Below are 17,988 nucleotides of genomic sequence, written 5' to 3' on the forward strand. Positions count from 1 at the left end.
CCATAATGGGCCGTCCGTGTCGGGTTTTACAGGCTTAGAGTGCCTTGGCCTGGGCCGCGGCATTGCCGATATAGGTGGCCGGGCTCATGGCCTTGAGCTCGCGCTTGACCTCGGCCGGCAGCTCCAGGGTATCGATGAAGGTAGCGAAGCCGACCTGATCGATACGTTTGCCGCGGGTCAGTTCCTTGAGCTTTTCGTAGGGCTTCTCGATGCCGTAGCGGCGCATCACGGTCTGGATGGGCTCGGCCAGCACTTCCCAGCTGTTGTCCAGGTCGGCGTCGAGGCGTTCCGGGTTGGCTTCGAGCTTACTGATGCCCTTGAGCGACGCCTGGTAGGCGATCAGGCCCTGCGCCAGGCCGGTGCCGAGGTTGCGCAGCACGGTGGAGTCCGTCAGGTCGCGCTGCCAGCGGGAGATCGGCAGCTTCTGGGCCAGGTGCGTCAGCACGGCGTTGGCGATCCCCAGGTTACCCTCGGAGTTCTCGAAGTCGATCGGGTTGACCTTGTGCGGCATGGTCGATGAGCCGATTTCGCCGGCCACCGTGCGCTGCTTGAAGTAGCCCAGCGAGATGTAGCCCCAGACGTCGCGATCGAAGTCGATCAGGATGGTGTTGAAGCGGCACACCGCGTCGAACAGCTCGGCGATGTAGTCGTGGGGCTCGATCTGGGTAGTGTAGGGGTTGAAGGTCAGCCCCAGCTCGGCGACGAAGGTCTCGGCATTGGCCGCCCAGTCGACGTTCGGGTAGGTCGCCAGGTGAGCGTTGTAGTTGCCCACCGCGCCATTGATCTTGCCCAACAGCTCGACGGCCTCGATCTGCTGGAGCTGACGGCGCAGGCGCGCGGCGACGTTGGCCATTTCCTTGCCCAGGGTCGTGGGGCTCGCCGTCTGGCCGTGGGTGCGCGACAGCATCGGCTGGTCGGCATGCTCGTGGGCCAGGGCGACGATGGCCTCGGTCACCTCGTGCATCACCGGCAGCAGCACATCCTTCAGGCCGCCGCGCAGCATCAGGGCGTGGGACAGGTTGTTGATGTCTTCGCTGGTGCAGGCGAAGTGGATGAACTCGGTGACGGCATTGAGTTCGGCGTTGCCCTCGACCTTCTCCTTGAGGAAGTACTCCACCGCCTTGACGTCATGGTTGGTGGTGCGCTCGATGTCCTTGATGCGCTGGGCATCCTCGACGCTGAAATCGGCGACGATGGCGTCGAGCCAGGCACTGGCGTCGGCTGACAGCGCCGGCACTTCCTTGATGCCGTCATGGGCGGCCAGGCGCTGCAGCCAACGCACCTCGACGGTGACGCGGGCGCGAATCAGGCCGAACTCGCTGAAGTGTTCGCGCAGGGCTTCGGTCTTGGTGCCGTAGCGGCCGTCAACGGGGGAAAGGGCGGTGAGGGCGGAAAGTTGCATGACAGTCATCCAGTGCGGTGTGGAATAAAGAAGCTGTTAATCAAGGCCGTGGGCGCAATAAGCACTCGTCCGGGCTAGCCGAACTCGTCGAGGGCGCGTCGCATGGCGCCGCGCTGGAAGATCAGTTTCCAGCGTCGACCGCCCTGCTGATGCCACAGCAGGGCAAAGCGCACGCCGGCCAGCAAGGCAGCCCGCACGCGTTCCGGCATCATCCGCTGCTGCAAGAGGCTTGGCTCACCCTGCACCACGATGCGGTAGCGGAAGGTCGAGATGGTGTCCTGATAAATCTCGCCGAGGCTCGCCACCACGTTCTCGTGGGTGTCGCCGAAGTGGCTGGCCTGGCCCTGAACGCGGGTCAGCCGAGTCCCCAGGGTGTCCATCATTTGCGGGTTCTTGCGCAGCTTCTGTGAGAGCAACAGCAGCGAGAAGCCGTAGCGTAGCACCACCGGGTTGGCCTGCTGCTTGCCGACCACGGCGCTCAGGGTGTCGAGGCCCTGGCGCAGGTGGTTGGGGTGGCCGCCGTAGATGGCCTCGAAGCTTTCTGGGTCGGTGTCGACCGTGGCGCGAATCAGTGTCTGCCAGGCGCGTTCGTCGACCTGGCCGGTGCGGGCCAGTTCGTCGACTACCACGGCGGCCTGGAAGACACCGGCCAGCGCCAGTACCTGGCGGCCGACGGGGGAATCCGGGGCGCGATGAATCGGGGTGGTCATGAGCGACGCTCCTTGCCGTGCCAGGTGTTGAGGATGACGCCGCCGCCGAGGCAGATCTCGCCGTCGTAGAGCACCAGCGATTGGCCCGGTGTCACGGCGCGCTGCGGCTCATCGAAGACCACCTCGACGCCGCCATCCTCGCGGGTGCGCATCTGGCAGGCGACGTCCTCCTGACGATAGCGGGTCTTGGCCATGAAGCGGCCTTCGCTTGCCGGCGCCTCGCCGGCGACCCAGTCCATCGGCTCGGTAATCAGCACGTCGCTGTAGAGCAGCTCATGATGCTTGCCCTGAACGGCGATCAGCACGTTGCGCTCAAGGTCCTTGTGGGCCACGTACCAGGGCGCATCGGGGTGGTTCTGCAGGCCGCCGATGCCCAGGCCCTGGCGCTGGCCCAAGGTGTAGTACATCAGCCCGATATGCTCGCCGATCACCTCGCCCTCTGGGGTTTCGATGGCCCCGGGCTGGGCCGGCAGGTACTGGCGCAGGAAGTCAGAGAAGCGCCGCTCGCCGATGAAGCAGATGCCGGTAGAGTCCTTCTTGCGCGCGGTGACCAGGTCATGGCGCTCGGCGATGGCGCGCACCTCGGGTTTCTCGAGTTCGCCCACCGGGAAAAGGGTGCGGGCGATGGCCGCTTCCGGTACGGCATGCAGGAAGTAGCTCTGGTCCTTGTTGGTGTCGAGGCCCTTGAGCAGGCGCGGGCGTTCGTCGCCGTCGACATGACCGCGGACCAGTCCTTCACGAACATAGTGGCCGGTGGCGATCTTCTCGGCGCCGAGCATCTCGGCATACTCGAGGAACACCTTGAACTTGATTTCGCGGTTACACAGGATGTCCGGGTTCGGCGTGCGCCCGGCCTGGTACTCAGCCAGGAAATGTTCGAAGACGTTGTCCCAGTATTCGGCGGCGAAATTGGCAGTGTGCAGCTTGATGCCGAGCTTGTCGCAGACCGCCTGGGCATCCGCCAGGTCTTCCTTGGCGGTACAGTATTCGGTGCCGTCGTCTTCGTCCCAGTTCTTCATGAACAGGCCTTCGACCTGATAGCCCTGCTCCATGAGCAGGAGGGCGGACACGGAGGAATCGACACCGCCGGACATGCCGACGATAACCTTGCCCGCCGCGGAGGGTTGCGCGGCGGATGATCCGGCAGCGACTGGCGCAGCAACTGACATGGGCGCTCTCGACGTCATGGTGGGAGTGGAATGGCGTTAAATGGGCGGGGATTATACACGATAGTGGCCGCTTGCTTCGAGCCTGCTTTCATAGGCCGGAAGTGCAGGGCCGAGCCCAGATGGCGGCGGTGTGACGCTGTTTGGGTGCGAGCTGTTCGAGCTCGGGCTCAACGCTCCTGAATCACATCCAGCGGGAAGGTGCGGCCACGCTGCACGTCGCGGATGCGCCGCATCACCAGCGGACTGCGCAGGCGTCCGGCCCGTTCCAGGGCCTCCAGCTCATCGAGTGTCAGCCAGTGGATGGCGAGAATGTCCCGGTCCAGGTCATTGCCCAGGTGTGCCAGCGCCATGCCGGAAAAGCCGTGGCTGTGGAAGGTCATGCCATCCGGCGCGCGATAGACGTAAAGCCCCAGGTAGTCGGTGATGCCCACATGCCAGGCGGTCTCCTCGCGGACTTCCCGTTCGGCGGCGGCCTGAATGCCCTCATCGGGCTCCAGGTGGCCGGCGGGTTGATTGAAGACCGTATGGGGTCCGCCGCGATCTTCTTCGACCATCAGGAAGCGCCCGGCGCGCTCGATCACGGTGGCTACCGTGACTCTGGGAGACCAGCGACTCATCGTGACCCTCTCGGCGTGTTGGGCTTGCGTCCCTTGGTCTTGCTATGGTGCTTGTCCACGTTCTTGTTCAAGCTCTTGCTCAATGGCTTGCCCAATTTCTTGCCCCCGGTGGCTTTCGATTTGCCGCCCTTGCCATTGCTGGCGGCGCGCTGCGGCTTGGCGGGCGCATGCAGCGTTTGCTTGCGCCATTCGCCGGGGGCCAGGCCGTCGAGGCGCCAAGCGCCGATCGCCACGCGGATCAGGCGCAGGGTGGGATAGCCGACCTCGGCGGTCATGCGGCGCACCTGACGATTGCGGCCCTCGCTGATGGTCAGTTCCAGCCAGCGGGTGGGGATATGGCGACGCTCACGTACCGGCGGGACGCGCGGGCCGACCGGCGGCGCGTCGAGGCGGCGCACCTTGGCCGGCCGGGTCGGGCCGTCATTGAGGGTCACGCCCTTGCGCAGGGCTTCCAGTGCCGCCTCGTCGGGTTCGCCCTCCACCTGCACCCAATAGGTCTTGGGCTGCTTGTGTTTGGGGTGAGCGATGCGATGAATCAGTTCGCCGTCATCGCTGAGCAGGATCAGGCCCTCGGAATCGTAGTCGAGACGCCCGGCCGGGTAGATGTTCGGCACCTTGATGATATCGGCAAGCGTCGCGCGTTGCTCTGCGTCACCGGCGCCGCGGTCGGTGAACTGGGAGAGCATGCGGAAAGGCTTGTGAAGGAGATAGACAGAGCTCATGAGCGCAAGCTTACCGGCAAGCAGGGCAGGATGGCAGGGGCCTGCGGCTATTATTGCTCATGCGCTGAGCCGGGCACGCTGGTATAATGCCCCGGCTTGCTGGGAGCGCCCTCGACTCGCTCGGGGCCTGCTAAGAGTACCTGCTGGGCGCCGATGTTCCCTGCGATACCCGGCCTTATCACCCTGCCGGGTGGGTCGCACCGAGCCTCTGAGGCGGACATCGTGATCGCGCGCTACCGATCCAGTTTCATGCCAATGCATTGACCAGAGAGATCAACGCCAACATGTCAAAAACGCCGAAGATTATCTATACGCTCACCGATGAAGCGCCGGCCCTGGCTACTTTTTCCCTGCTGCCGATTATCGATGCCTACACCGACTCCGCCGGTATCAGCGTTGAGACGCGGAATATTTCCCTGGCCGGCCGCATCATCTGCCAGTTCCCGGAATACCTGAACGATGAGCAGAAGCTCGGTGATCATTTGGCGGAACTCGGTGAGCTGGCCAAGACCCCCGAAGCCAATATCATCAAGCTGCCCAATATCAGTGCCTCGTTGCCGCAGCTGAAGGCGGCCATTCGCGAGCTGCAGGGCCAGGGCTATAAGCTGCCCGACTACCCCGATGAACCCACCAGCGACGTAGAGCGCGATATCCGGGCGCGCTATGATCGGGTCAAGGGCAGCGCCGTGAACCCGGTGCTGCGTGAAGGTAACAGCGACCGTCGCGCGCCGCAGTCGGTGAAGAGCTACGTTCGCAAGTACCCGCACCGCATGGGCAAGTGGACCGCCGACTCCCAGTCTCACGTCGCCTGCATGAGCGACGGTGACTTCTACGGCAGCGAAAAGTCCGCCACCCTGGCCGCCGATGACGTGGTCAAGATCGAGCTGGTCGGCAAGGATGGCACCACCAAGGTGCTCAAGGAGAAGACTCCGGTACTGGCCGGCGAGGTGATCGATGGCTCCATGATGAGCCGCAAGGCGCTCTCCGCCTTCGTCGCCGAGCAGATCGCCGATGCCAAGCAGCAGGGCGTGCTGTTTTCCCTGCACCTCAAGGCGACCATGATGAAGGTCTCTGACCCGATCATGTTCGGCATGGTGGTCAATGAGTTTTACCGCGATGTGCTGGAGAAGCACGCCGAGGCGCTGGACGAGGTCGGCTTCGATGTCACCAACGGCATCGGTGATCTTTATGCGACCATCACCAAGCTGCCCACCGCGAAGCAGGAGGAGATCAAGGCGGATATCGAAGCGCTCTACGCCGAGCGTCCGTCCTTGGCAATGGTCGATTCCCACAAGGGCATCACCAACCTCCACGTGCCCAGCGACGTGATCATCGATGCTTCCATGCCGGCGATGATTCGTGACTCAGGCAAGATGTGGGGCGCCGACGATGCCCTGCACGATGCCAAGGCGGTGATCCCGGATCGCTGCTATGCCACCATCTATCAGGCCACCATCGACGACTGCAAGGCCAATGGTGCCTTCGATCCGACCACCATGGGCAGCGTGCCCAATGTCGGCCTGATGGCTCAGAAAGCCGAAGAGTACGGTTCCCACGACAAGACCTTCCAGATTCCTGCCGACGGCACCGTGCGCGTCACCAGCGATTCTGGCGAGGTGCTCTTCGAGCACAGCGTGGAGCAGGGTGATATCTGGCGCATGTGTCAGACCAAGGACGCCCCGATCAAGGACTGGGTCAAGCTGGCCGTGACCCGTGCCCGCGACAGTGAGACGCCGGCGGTGTTCTGGCTCGACAGCGAGCGCGCTCACGATGCACAGCTGATCAAGAAGGTCGAGACCTACCTCAAGGATCACGACACCAGTGGCCTGGATATCCGCATCATGTCTCCGGTGGATGCCATGAAGTTCAGCCTGGAGCGGATCCGTCGCGGCGAGGACACCATCTCGGTCACCGGCAACGTGCTGCGTGACTACCTCACCGACCTGTTCCCGATCATGGAGCTGGGGACCAGCGCCAAGATGCTCTCCATCGTGCCGCTGATGAACGGCGGTGGCCTGTTCGAGACCGGTGCCGGTGGTTCCGCGCCCAAGCACGTGCAGCAGCTCCTCGAGGAGAACCACCTGCGTTGGGATTCCCTGGGTGAATTCCTGGCGCTGGCCGCGTCCCTCGAGCACCTGGGCAAGACCTTCGACAACGCTCGCGCGCGGGTGCTGGCCAAGGCGCTGGACGAAGCCAACGGCAAGTTCCTCGACAGCAACAAGTCGCCGTCGCGCAAGGTCGGTGAACTCGACAACCGCGGCAGCCATTTCTACCTGGCCGTCTACTGGGCCGAGGCCCTGGCCGCCCAGGACGAGGATGCCGAGCTCAAGTCGCTATTCGGCAAGCTGGCCGATGAATTCCATGCCAAGGAGTCGGTGATCGTCGAAGAGCTCAATGCGGTACAGGGGCAGCCCGTGGACATCCAGGGCTACTACCACCCCAACATTGAGCTGACCGAGAAGGCCATGCGCCCCAGTGAGACGCTCAATGCGGCCCTGGCGCTGGTGGCCAAGGGCTAACACCCTTAGCTATCCTCGGCACGCATGTGCCTCCGGCCCTCGTCCGCCCAGCGGGCGAGGGCCCTTTACGTTCTAGGGACGCTGATAACAGCCTTAAAGAGCCTGTTGGGCAACCCTCGATGGCCAGCGCCCCTTGCAAGCGGCTCATCACGGCCGCATCTTATAACTGAACCCTCAGCGGGCCTTGGCGTCCAACCATAGTTGATGCGTTGAAGGCTCACAGGCTTGAGAGGATGGGTAACGCCTTTTATGTTCAAGATAGATGATCCTTACCAACGCAATGTCACGGCGGCGCTGGAAGCCGGCATGACCCGCCCGTCTGGGCCTCAGGAATCGGGGCCTCAGGAAGAGGGCGATGAGGATGTGACGGTCCAGCCTGCCGAACCGGAGCTAGCGCCGCCGCCGATGTTCAAGGTGGTGTTGCACAACGATGACTTCACGCCCATGGAGTTTGTGGTCGAGGTGTTGCAGACCTTCTTCAATATGGATAGCGAGAAGGCCGTGCAAGTGATGTTGGCGGTTCACACCCAGGGAAAGGCGACCTGTGGGATTTTTACCCGCGACATCGCGGAAACTAAAAGTCATCAAGTCAATCAATATGCCAAGGAGTGCCAGCACCCGTTGCTGTGCGATATCGATAGGGCCGACTGACGACTGGCAAGCTGATTGTCAGGCAAGCGGAAGACAGCCAGTGCAGGATCGGCGTGACCGGCTCGAACTCGAGCTTGCGAATCCCGAGAATGTACCCGATGGTGAAATTGCCGGCGATTGCCGGCCGACGCCCGAGGTGGCGAGAAGGGGACTGCCATGCTGAGCAAAGAACTCGAACTCACGCTGAATACGGCTTTTACCGTGGCGCGTTCCAAGCGTCATGAGTTCATGACCGTCGAACACCTGCTGTTGGCCTTGTTGGACAATGCCTCAGCGGCTGATGTGCTGCGTGCCTGCGGTGCCAATCTGGACAAGCTTCGCTCAGATCTGCAGGACTTCATCAATTCCACCACGCCGCTGATTCCCGAGGACCAGAATGATCGGGAGACTCAGCCGACTCTGGGCTTCCAGCGCGTGCTGCAACGGGCCGTTTTTCATGTACAGTCCTCCGGCAAGAGCGAGGTCACCGGCGCCAATGTGCTGGTAGCGATCTTCTCCGAGCAGGAAAGTCAGGCGGTCTACTTCCTCAAGCAGCAGAACGTGGCACGGGTGGATGCCGTCAACTATATCGCCCACGGCATTTCCAAGGTGTCCGGGCACGGTCAGTCGCCGTCGTCTTCGCCGTCTCACGATGCCGAAGAGGCCGAAGAGGGTGTCAGCGATGGCAATACGCATCCGCTGACCGGGTATGCCACCAACCTCAACGAGCAGGCACGCCTGGGTAAGATCGATCCGCTGATCGGTCGTGATCATGAGCTCGAGCGTGTGGTGCAGATTCTCGCCCGGCGGCGCAAGAACAACCCGCTGCTGGTGGGGGAAGCCGGGGTCGGCAAGACGGCCATCGCCGAAGGGCTTGCCAAGCGCATCGTCGAGGAAGACGTGCCCGACGTGATCGCCGATGCCGTGGTCTATTCGCTGGATATGGGCGCTTTGCTTGCCGGCACCAAGTACCGTGGCGATTTCGAGAAGCGCCTGAAGAGCCTGCTGGCTGAACTCAAGAAGCAGCCCAACTCCATTCTCTTCATTGACGAGATTCATACCGTGATCGGTGCCGGTGCGGCATCCGGCGGCGTCATGGACGCGTCCAACCTGCTCAAGCCGCTGCTCTCCTCTGGCGAGCTGCGCTGTATCGGCTCGACCACCTTCCAGGAGTTCCGCGGTATCTTCGAGAAGGATCGGGCCCTGGCTCGGCGCTTCCAGAAGGTCGATGTGCCGGCACCATCGGTCGAAGACACTATCCGCATTCTCAAGGGGCTGCGTGGCCGCTTCGAAGAGCATCACAAGCTCAAGTACACCGATGGGGCGCTTGAGAGTGCTTCGAGGCTGGCCGATCGTTACATCAACGATCGCCATCTCCCGGACAAGGCCATCGACGTGATCGATGAGGCCGGCGCCCATCAGCGGCTGCTGCCGCCGGAGGTGCGGGTCGACACCATCGACGTCGATCAGGTCGAGGCGGTAGTGGCCTCCATCGCTCGGATTCCGCCGAAGAGCGTCTCGAACTCTGATCGCAAGCTGCTCGAAAATCTCGAGCGTGACCTCAAGATGCTGGTGTTCGGTCAGGACGAGGCGATCACCGGCCTGGCGGCGGCCATCAAGTTGTCGCGTGCCGGTCTCAAGTCGCCGGACAAGCCGGTGGGCAGCTTCTTGTTCAGTGGTCCCACCGGGGTCGGCAAGACCGAGGTGGCCCGGCAGCTGTCCTCGCTGATGGGGGTGGAACTGGTGCGTTTCGACATGTCCGAGTACATGGAGCGCCACACCGTATCGCGCTTGATCGGTGCACCGCCGGGATATGTCGGCTACGACCAGGGTGGCCTGCTGACTGAGGCGGTGACCAAACAGCCCCACTGCGTGCTACTGCTCGACGAGATCGAGAAGGCGCACCCGGATGTCTTCAACCTGCTGCTGCAGGTCATGGACCACGGTCGCCTGACTGACAATAACGGCCGTGAGGCGGATTTCCGTCATGTGGTGCTGATCATGACCTCGAACGCCGGGGCCGAGCAGATCTCGCGTCGCTCCATCGGCTTCAACCCGCAGGATCATTCGACTGATGGCATGGAGGTGATCCGCAAGACCTTCTCGCCGGAGTTCCGTAACCGTCTGGATGGCATCATCCCGTTCAGCTCGCTGCCCGCCGAAGTGGTGCGCAACGTGGTTGACAAGTTCCTGGTCGAACTCCAGGCACAGCTCGACGAGAAGCGGGTTCAGCTCGACGTGGACGAGGATGCCCGTGCTTGGTTAGCCGAGCGTGGCTATGATCCGGAGATGGGGGCGCGGCCTATGGCTCGCCTGATTCAGGAGAAACTCAAGAAACCGCTGGCCGAGATGATTCTGTTTGGCAACCTGGCCGACCAAGGTGGGGTCGTACACGTCACGCTTGACGAGGCTAGCAATGAGTTGCATCTCGCCACCGAGGAAGAGCTGGCGGAGCCCTGATCAAGAGCCCTGGTGGTTCGAGGTAGGCGCAAGGCAATGGTTCAAGCGATAGCTTGAGCCATTGTCTGAGGCTTTTTCGACTGACACGGGCTTTGGCTGTCACGGACTTATAACGGAGCTATAGATCCGGCAACATATGACGTGGCAACCAATGGAATAGCCACCGCTGACATAACCACCACCGACCGGCGCCCTGTCCATTGACGGGGCGTCTTTTTGGGCCGGTCGGTTGGCGAAAGGCGTCCGAGCGTGCCCGGGATGCTTAACGCGAGCGGTAGACGATGCGGCCCTTGGACAGGTCGTAGGGAGTCAGCTCGACCTTGACCTTGTCGCCGGTAAGAATACGGATGTAGTTCTTGCGCATCTTGCCCGAGATATGGGCGGTGACTACGTGACCGTTCTCCAGCTCGACGCGGAACATGGTATTGGGCAGCGTATCGACGATGACGCCTTCCATTTCGATATGGTCTTCACGAGCCATATAGGCATTTCCTCATGATGGTTTTTTGCAAAGCGATGTGTCGACGATGACAGTGCCGGTAGCATCGCGGCCGGAACGGCCGGGACTGGGACGGCAACGTCTGTCACCGATCATCAATATAGCGCGGTATTGTGCCGTATGCCGGACGTCAAGGCAAAACATGCTAGTGGCAACGGCGAAGGGTGAGGCATCATATCGTCGGAATCGAGCGTCGCCAGTGGCTGCCATCAAGGTATTCCAGCGGCTGAAAGTAGCGCTTGTAGTCCATTTTCCTGCATTCCCGAATCCAATAGCCCAGGTAAACGTGGGGTAGGCCTTCGGCGCGGGCGCATTCGATCAGGCTCAGCACCGCAAAGGTGCCAAGCGAGCGGCGATCGAGGGTTGGGGAAGGGTCGAAGAAGGTATAGATTGCCGACAGGCCATGCCCTAACCGGTCGATGGCGGTGACGGCCACCAGTCGGCCGTCGAGGCGAAACTCCAGCAGGCGCGCATAGGCATGGTCCAGCGTCAGGAAAGTGCGGTACTGATCGTGACTCGGCGGGAACATGTCGCCATCGGCATGGCGGGTGCGTACGTAGCGGGCATAGAGCTCATAGTGCTCCGGGTCGTAGCTGGCGCTACGCTCCTGCATGGTTAGATCGGCATTGCGGTTGATGATCTTGCGTTGGCTGCGGCTGGGAGCGAACTCGGCGACCGGAATGCGTACCGATACACAGGCGCGACAGCCTTCGCAATGAGGCCGATAGAGATGCCTGCCGCTGCGGCGGAAACCGAGCAGCGTCAGGGCGTCGTAAACACTCTGACCGGGAGATTCCTGGGGATCCAGAAAGAGGGTGGTCGCCTCATGCTCCTCCAGGTAGCTGCAAGCATGGGGAACCGTCAGGAAGAAGCGCAGGTCTCGAACCGGGTGTTGTGGCGCGCGACTACTCACGTTCAACGGCCCCCTTCGCCAATGGTGTCATCCTCGGGGGCCTCGCGGCGCGATGTCAGTTTGCCCCTGAATGTATAGATCAAGATAGTTGATGAACGCCTGGCGAGCGATCTCACGGGCGCCCATGCTGGCAAGATGCGAGGTGTGCATCTGACAGTCGATCAGGCCACCCCCCAGTGCCTGCAGGTGACGGGCCAGGTGGACCAGGGCAACCTTGGAGGCATCCGGCACACGGCTGAACATCGACTCACCGAAAAATACCCGGCCCATGCCGATACCGTAGAGACCGCCGACTAGGCAGTCGTCGCGCCAGACCTCGATCGACTGTGCATAGCCCAGCGAATGCAGAGCGACATAGGCCTCACGCATGTCATCGCTGATCCAGGTGCCCTCATCAGCCGATCGGGTGGCGGCGCAGGCCTCGATGACGGCCGGAAACGCCGTGTTCCAGGTCACCTTGAAGCCCGCGTTGCGCAATCGCTTGGCCAGGCTGCGGCGAATGCGAATATCGCCTGGGAACAGCACCATACGCGGGCTGGGGCTCCACCACAGGATCGGCTGATGTTCGCTGAACCAGGGGAAGATGCCGCGCCGGTAGGCCGCGATCAGCCAGTCGGGCGTCAGCTCGCCACCCGCCGCTAGCAGGCCATTCGGCTCGTCGAGTGCCTGATGGAGCGGCGGGAATTGCACGGGAGAAGTGGGCAACCAGGGCAGCATGGCAGAAGCGGGTTCGTTGGTTAGCGGGGAGAAGAGGTGTAAAGCCCAGTGTGACGGGCTTCGCAGTCCGCCTCAAGCGTGGAGTGGCCCTGATTGGCCGGTGTCATGCGGTGATGGGGGAAGAGTGGCATGGCCCCTGTGCCCTGGCCCCAAGGCTCGGTATCATGCTGGTCGATGTAGGACACACGAAGACGCCACAGACGGCGCAAGGGGAATGGCGACTTGAGTGTCAAGAACAAGGCGAGTAGCCGCCGCGAGGCGGCGGCCGGCGCCAAGGAGAGGGCGCGCCGCTTCGGGGTGCGACTGCAAGGAGCTGCCCGCGAGGGCGTGGTAATTCTGCTGCTGGCGGCCTGCGTTTTCCTGCTGCTGGCAATGTTCAGCTATCAGGCCTCGGACCCTGGCTGGTCACACAGCGGTCCGGATGTGACGGTGAACAACTGGATGGGCCCGGTAGGTGCCTGGCTTGCCGACGTGCTGTATTCGTTGTTCGGCGCCAGTGCTCTGTGGTGGCCGGGCATGCTGGGCTTTGCCGGCTGGCGGATGAGCCGGGTGCGTCAGGTGCACCTGCAGTGGGATACGCTGGGGCTTGCCGTGCGAACCGGCGGACTCTTCCTGCTGATGTTGGGCACCACCACTCTCGGGGCGCTGCACTTCTTCAATCCCGAAAGCGGCTTGCCCTATGCCGCTGGCGGTATCGTCGGCGAAGAGATGGTGCGCAGCCTGACGCCGCTGGTCGGTAGCCACGGCACCACACTGCTGTCACTGGTCGCGCTGCTGTGCGGTTTCCCGCCTTTCTCCGGGATCTCCTGGTTACGGGTGATGGACGAGTCCGGCCATCTGGTGCAGCGCGTGATTGGCTGGTGCCGTGATCGGTCGCTGCGTGCGCGCGAAGAAGTCGACGCCCAGCAGGCGGCTGTCGAGCCTGAGCCCGTGGAAGTCAGCGACGAAGACCATGAGGCATCACCGGGGCCTAGCTGGTGGCAGCGGCTGTGGCCCTGGAGCCGTCGTTATAGCGACGACGCAATGCCGGCCGAGGAAGCTGGGCTTCGCGAGCCGCAGTGGAATCCTGATCAGGGCACCGATATTCCCTGGGAGGTGCCCGAGCGCACGCCTTCGGCCAAACAGCCAGGTGCCGCTTACAGTGAGCAGCTGGCCCCGAAGGGTGCCCATGAGAAGGCATCACCGGAGGCTACGCCCGCCGAGGCTAATCCTACTGATCCCAGGCCCGCCCCCGAGGCCATGAAGGCGCCCCCGCTGCGGGCAGAGACGATTCCCGAGCCGGTGTTGCCGGAAGACGACGAGCCGCCCTGGACCGGCATGTCGTTGCGGGCCGAACGCGATATGCCTGCCCAGACCTCGGAAACGCCGCCTGAGCCGGCTCAAACACGGGCATCAGAACCGGTTTCAGAGGCGCCGTCGGAGCCAGTTTCAGAAACGCCGGCAGTGTCTAGGCCCGTTGATGAGGCAGCGGATCAGGATGAACGCCCCACGCCGGCCATGGCGTCTTCAGGGTCTTCGCCGCAGTCCGTGGCTCGTCATGCCCGCCGTGAGCCGATGATCAGCTGGCAGGATGCAGACTGGGACGATGACAAACCGCCTCACAGGGGTAAAGAGCGTCCGGTAGAGAGCAACAGCGAGCATGAGGAAGTGAGTAGGGACGAGAGTGAGCGCCGCAGTGAGGCTCCCGAAGTGGCGTCATCCCCCGCTCCCGTGCCGCCTCCAGTTGGGCAGCCTGCGGCGTCTGTCACATCGCCTTCTAGCTCGCCCCTGGAGCAACGAGACGAGACGGCGCACGAGCAGGCGAGACAAGCAGAGTCGGCTCAAGAAAGCTCCGTGCAGTCGAAGTCTGGCCAAGAAAGCCTTGCTCGAGATAGCGCCAGTCAATCGCCAGGTTCTGCCGCCGAGCCTCGTATCGCTAGCGCCGAGCAGGCCCGCGCGGCGGCGGATCATCCCGACGAGCCCGCGCTTTGGACCGTCGAGCACCTGCAGAACCAGCGCTCGTCAATGGATGACCTACCGGATATCGATGGGGAACTGCCCTCGCTTCGGCTGCTGACACCGGCCGAAGCCCATCAGCCCAACTACACCGAGGAGCAGCTTGCCGAGATGGCCGAGCTGCTCGAGGTCCGTTTGCGAGAGTATGGCGTCAAGGCTGAGGTGGTGCACACCTGGCCGGGGCCTGTCATCACGCGCTTCGAGATCAAGCCTGCCGCCGGGGTGAAAGTCTCCAAGATCAGCAATCTGGCCAAGGACCTGGCGCGCTCGCTGATGGTCAAGAGCGTGCGGGTGGTCGAGATCATCCCTGGGCGTCCCACCGTAGGCATCGAGATTCCCAACCCGCACCGGGCCATGATCCGCCTGCGCGAGGTCATCGACTCCGACAGCTACCAGGACGCCAATTCGCCGTTGACCATGGCCTTGGGTCAGGACATTGGCGGGGCACCGGTAGTGGCCAATCTTGGCAAGATGCCGCACCTGCTGGTGGCCGGTACCACCGGCTCGGGCAAGTCGGTGGGCGTCAACGCCATGCTGATCTCGATGCTGCTCAAGGCCACGCCCGATGAAGTGCGCATGATCATGGTCGACCCCAAGATGCTGGAGCTGTCGGTCTATGACGGCATCCCGCATCTACTGGCGCCGGTGGTCACCGACATGAAGGAGGCCGCCAACGCCTTACGCTGGTGCGTGGCCGAAATGGAACGCCGCTACAAACTGATGGCGGCCATGGGGGTGCGCAATATCGCCGGCTTCAACGCCAAGCTCGATGAGGCCGAACGGGCCGGCGCTCAGGTCGCCGACCCGCTATGGGAGCCGCAGCCCTGGCAGATGCATGAATCGCCGCCGGTGCTCGAGAAGCTGCCCTACATCGTGGTGGTCATCGACGAATTTGCCGACATGTTCATGATCGTCGGCAAGAAGGTCGAGGAGCTGATCGCGCGGCTGGCCCAGAAGGCACGTGCCGCCGGCATCCATCTGATTCTCGCCACCCAGCGTCCTTCGGTGGATGTGGTGACCGGCCTGATCAAGGCCAATATTCCGACCCGCATGGCTTTCCAGGTGTCCTCGCGGATCGACTCGCGGACCATCCTCGACCAGGGGGGGGCCGAAAACCTGCTTGGCCACGGCGACATGCTCTACCTGCCCGCCGGCGCAGGCCTACCGATGCGCGTGCACGGCGCCTTCGTCGACGACGACGAGGTACACCGAGTAGCCGAGGATTGGAAACGGCGCGGCGAGCCCGAGTACATCGACGAAATTCTCTCCGGCGGCGTATCGGCAGACGCCCTGACCGGCCTCGAGGGCGATGGTGGCAGCGGCGATGATGACGCCGAGCAGGATGCTCTTTACGACGAGGCGGTGATGTTCGTCACCGAGTCCCGCCGCGCCTCGATCTCGGCCGTGCAGCGCCGCTTCAAGATCGGCTATAACCGTGCGGCGCGCCTGGTAGAGACCATGGAGGGCGCAGGTGTGGTATCGACCATGGGCACCAACGGCTCCCGTGAAGTGCTGGCGCCGCCGCCGGTGGGCAACTGACGCCTTATCGTGATTCGGCCAACCGTGCAGCAAACAAGCAAGACGCCTTGTCGGGGCAACCCGGCAAGGCGTCACCGGTCTCAGTAGTGCACCCTCGCTGGATGCACGCGGAGACGGGATACATTTGCCGGCGATTGCCGGCCAAGGAGACGCCATGACACCGACACGCCTAGCTACCTTCGGCTTCGCCCTGATGATGCCGCTTACGGCATTGGCCGATGAAGGCGCCGAGCGCTTGACGCAACTGCTGGAGCCGATTGATACCTATCGGGCCGATTTTGAGCAGCAGATCCTCGACGGCAGCGGCCAGCGCCTGCAGCAAGCCAGTGGCCGCATGTGGCTATCGCGTCCCGGCCGCTTCCACTGGGAGGTCGAGTCACCCTACCGCCAAGTGGTGGTCTCGGACGGTGAAGATATCTATCTGCATGACCCGGACCTGGAGCAGGTCACCGTGCAGCCGCTGGATACCCGGGTTACCCATACCCCGGCCCTGTTGCTCTCGGGCAGCGCCGATGAGCTCACCAAGAACTATGACGTCGAACGTCGCCAGCAGGGCACCGCGGAAACCTTCACCCTGGACCCACGCAGCCCCGATACGCTCTTCGAAGAGCTTCAGCTGACCTTCTACGCCGAGAAACTCGGCATGCTGCAGATGACCGACAGCACCGGTCAGCGCACCGCGATCGCCTTCGATAACGTCGAGCAGAATGCCCCCATCGATGATTCGCTCTTCACCTTCGAGATTCCCGATGGCGTCGATGTGATTCGCGAGACGCAGTAAGCGCCGACGAACAGCGAATGCCGCCGACCATATTGCCCCCGGAGTGCCTGCTCCGGGGGCGATGTCGTTTAGGGCGGGGGTCAGGTTGGCTCTTGGGTGCCGGTCGCCTGTCGCCAAAGCCGGATGGCCACCAGCAGGCAGCCGACGAACAGCGCCAGACCGAAGGTGGACAGGGCGCCTTCTTGACCGAGGCGCTCCATCAAGCCGCCGGTAATGACGACCGGCACGCTGAAGCCTATGTAGGCCATCAGGAAGAAGCCGGCGCTGGCGCGGTCGGGGCGGTCGTCGGCGGTCTCGAGTACGCCGCTCAGGCCACCTAGATAGATGAACCCGTAGCAAGCGCTGCTGGCGCCCAGCGCCCCCAGCAGCACGGCAAGTAGATTGCCTTCGAGGGCGCCCCAGGCGATCAGCGCATAGGTTGGCGGCAGAATGGTCAGGCCCAGGCGGACCGAGGTCGCTGGTGCCAGGAGGCGGGCGAGGGGCTGAAAGAGGACACCGCCGCTGCAGATGCCGAGCGTCACGAAGCCGGACCAGGCCGAGAGAGCGTGCCGCTCCAGCACGCCGGGCAACAGCGCGATCACCAGCCCGACGGTGGCCCAGGCTAGCAGGATCGCCGCACCGAAGGCGGCGGAGCCGTCCGGATAGGCCGGCAAGCGTATTCGCACCGCCTCGGAGGTTTTGCGGGTGTCGTCATTGAGGCGCCAAAGGCCGGCCAGAGCCAGCGAGGCCGCGATCAGATAGCCCCACAGGCTGGGCGGCGTCAGGCTGGGCTCGCGCAGCAGGCAGAGGCTGGTCAGGGCGGCGCCCAGGCCGAAGCCCAGCGAGGTGCTGGCGGTCACCCAGACCGTGGCCCTGCGACTGTCGCCGGGAGGTATCAGCGCCTGCATGAAGCCGGGCGCCGAGGCCGCCGTCAGTGCGGTGGCTATGCCCATCAGCAGCCGGGCCAGGCCCAAGGTGGTTATGCCGGGAGCGATCAGCGTCAACAGGGTGGCGGCGATACACAGGGCCAGTGCGACGGCGATCAGGGCGCGTCGACCGAATCGCTCCGGCAGGCCGCCGCCGAGCAGTAGCACCGGCAGAATGCCGAGCACATAGCAGGCGAAGGCGACGCCGGTGGCGGTTGCGCCAAGCCCATCGTGGGTGGCCAGGGCGTCGTAGTAGGGAGCCTGGAGATTGACGGCGGTAGTGATCAGGCAGAGGGCGGCGGCCAGTCGCAGTCCCGGAAGCGTCGACATGGGAGTCCTTGAGCGGATGGGTGAGCCCTCAGCCTCTCACCGTGCTCGCCACGCTATAAGGTACACTGGCGATGGGTTTC

The 17,988-nt window shown here is 63.4% G+C and carries 14 protein-coding genes; 5 read left to right on the forward strand and 9 right to left on the reverse strand.

The features are described 5' to 3' along the window. Window positions 1-34: 34 nt before the first annotated feature. From purB to HUS66_RS15505, 5 genes are all read right to left on the reverse strand, one after another. On the reverse strand, window positions 35-1,402 hold the full coding sequence (gene purB, locus HUS66_RS15485) for an adenylosuccinate lyase (protein ID WP_175072099.1): 1,368 nt from the start codon (window positions 1,400-1,402) through the stop codon (window positions 35-37). 74 nt (window positions 1,403-1,476) lie between these two features. Beyond that, window positions 1,477-2,112 carry a high frequency lysogenization protein HflD gene (gene hflD / locus HUS66_RS15490; RefSeq protein WP_175072100.1) on the reverse strand — a complete coding sequence of 212 codons (636 nt, stop codon included), beginning with the start codon at window positions 2,110-2,112 and terminating at the stop codon, window positions 1,477-1,479. Then, entirely contained in the window at window positions 2,109-3,281 is a 1,173-nt protein-coding gene (mnmA, locus tag HUS66_RS15495) for a tRNA 2-thiouridine(34) synthase MnmA (protein WP_175072101.1), read from the reverse strand. Before mnmA ends, hflD begins: the two co-directional genes overlap by 4 nt. Window positions 3,282-3,448: 167 nt before the next feature. Next, window positions 3,449-3,898: an NUDIX hydrolase gene (locus HUS66_RS15500; RefSeq protein ID WP_175072102.1), complete on the reverse strand. Its 450-nt coding sequence runs from the start codon at window positions 3,896-3,898 to the stop codon at window positions 3,449-3,451. Next, complete coding sequence (locus tag HUS66_RS15505; protein WP_175072103.1) at window positions 3,895-4,620, reverse strand: pseudouridine synthase; 726 nt, start codon at window positions 4,618-4,620, stop codon at window positions 3,895-3,897. The genes HUS66_RS15500 and HUS66_RS15505 overlap by 4 nt, the downstream gene beginning before the upstream one ends. A 284-nt stretch (window positions 4,621-4,904) precedes the next feature. On the opposite strand from HUS66_RS15505, the gene HUS66_RS15510 reads away from it, so the two are divergent. From HUS66_RS15510 to clpA, 3 genes are all read left to right on the forward strand, one after another. Next, a complete protein-coding gene (locus tag HUS66_RS15510) occupies window positions 4,905-7,139 on the forward strand; it encodes an NADP-dependent isocitrate dehydrogenase (RefSeq protein ID WP_175072104.1) in 2,235 nt (744 codons plus the stop codon). A gap of 249 nt (window positions 7,140-7,388) precedes the next feature. Further along, entirely contained in the window at window positions 7,389-7,790 is a 402-nt protein-coding gene (gene clpS, locus HUS66_RS15515; RefSeq protein WP_175072105.1) for an ATP-dependent Clp protease adapter ClpS, read from the forward strand. A 156-nt stretch (window positions 7,791-7,946) separates the two neighbouring features. Next, on the forward strand, window positions 7,947-10,229 hold the full coding sequence (clpA, locus tag HUS66_RS15520; protein WP_175072106.1) for an ATP-dependent Clp protease ATP-binding subunit ClpA: 2,283 nt from the start codon (window positions 7,947-7,949) through the stop codon (window positions 10,227-10,229). 262 nt (window positions 10,230-10,491) lie between these two features. Here clpA and infA read toward each other — a convergent pair whose 3' ends face one another. From infA to aat, 3 genes are all read right to left on the reverse strand, one after another. Further along, entirely contained in the window at window positions 10,492-10,710 is a 219-nt protein-coding gene (infA, locus tag HUS66_RS15525; protein WP_007111068.1) for a translation initiation factor IF-1, read from the reverse strand. Window positions 10,711-10,900: 190 nt separating this feature from the next. Next, a complete protein-coding gene (locus tag HUS66_RS15530) occupies window positions 10,901-11,641 on the reverse strand; it encodes an arginyltransferase (RefSeq protein ID WP_175072107.1) in 741 nt (246 codons plus the stop codon). A 27-nt stretch (window positions 11,642-11,668) separates the two neighbouring features. After that, window positions 11,669-12,358, reverse strand: coding sequence for a leucyl/phenylalanyl-tRNA--protein transferase (gene aat, locus HUS66_RS15535; RefSeq protein ID WP_175072108.1), 690 nt, complete (start codon window positions 12,356-12,358; stop codon window positions 11,669-11,671). 222 nt (window positions 12,359-12,580) lie between these two features. Between aat and HUS66_RS15540 the strand changes: the two genes are divergently transcribed. Continuing rightward, window positions 12,581-15,892 carry a DNA translocase FtsK gene (locus HUS66_RS15540; protein WP_282847572.1) on the forward strand — a complete coding sequence of 1,104 codons (3,312 nt, stop codon included), beginning with the start codon at window positions 12,581-12,583 and terminating at the stop codon, window positions 15,890-15,892. A 154-nt stretch (window positions 15,893-16,046) separates the two neighbouring features. Continuing rightward, entirely contained in the window at window positions 16,047-16,673 is a 627-nt protein-coding gene (gene lolA, locus HUS66_RS15545; protein ID WP_175072109.1) for an outer membrane lipoprotein chaperone LolA, read from the forward strand. A gap of 80 nt (window positions 16,674-16,753) precedes the next feature. Here the strand turns inward: lolA and HUS66_RS15550 are convergent, their stop codons facing one another. Then, complete coding sequence (locus tag HUS66_RS15550; RefSeq protein ID WP_175072110.1) at window positions 16,754-17,908, reverse strand: MFS transporter; 1,155 nt, start codon at window positions 17,906-17,908, stop codon at window positions 16,754-16,756. Window positions 17,909-17,988 lie beyond the last annotated feature (80 nt).

It is taken from the genome of Onishia taeanensis (assembly GCF_013349955.1).
Classification (GTDB): Bacteria; Pseudomonadota; Gammaproteobacteria; order Pseudomonadales; family Halomonadaceae; genus Onishia; species Onishia taeanensis_B.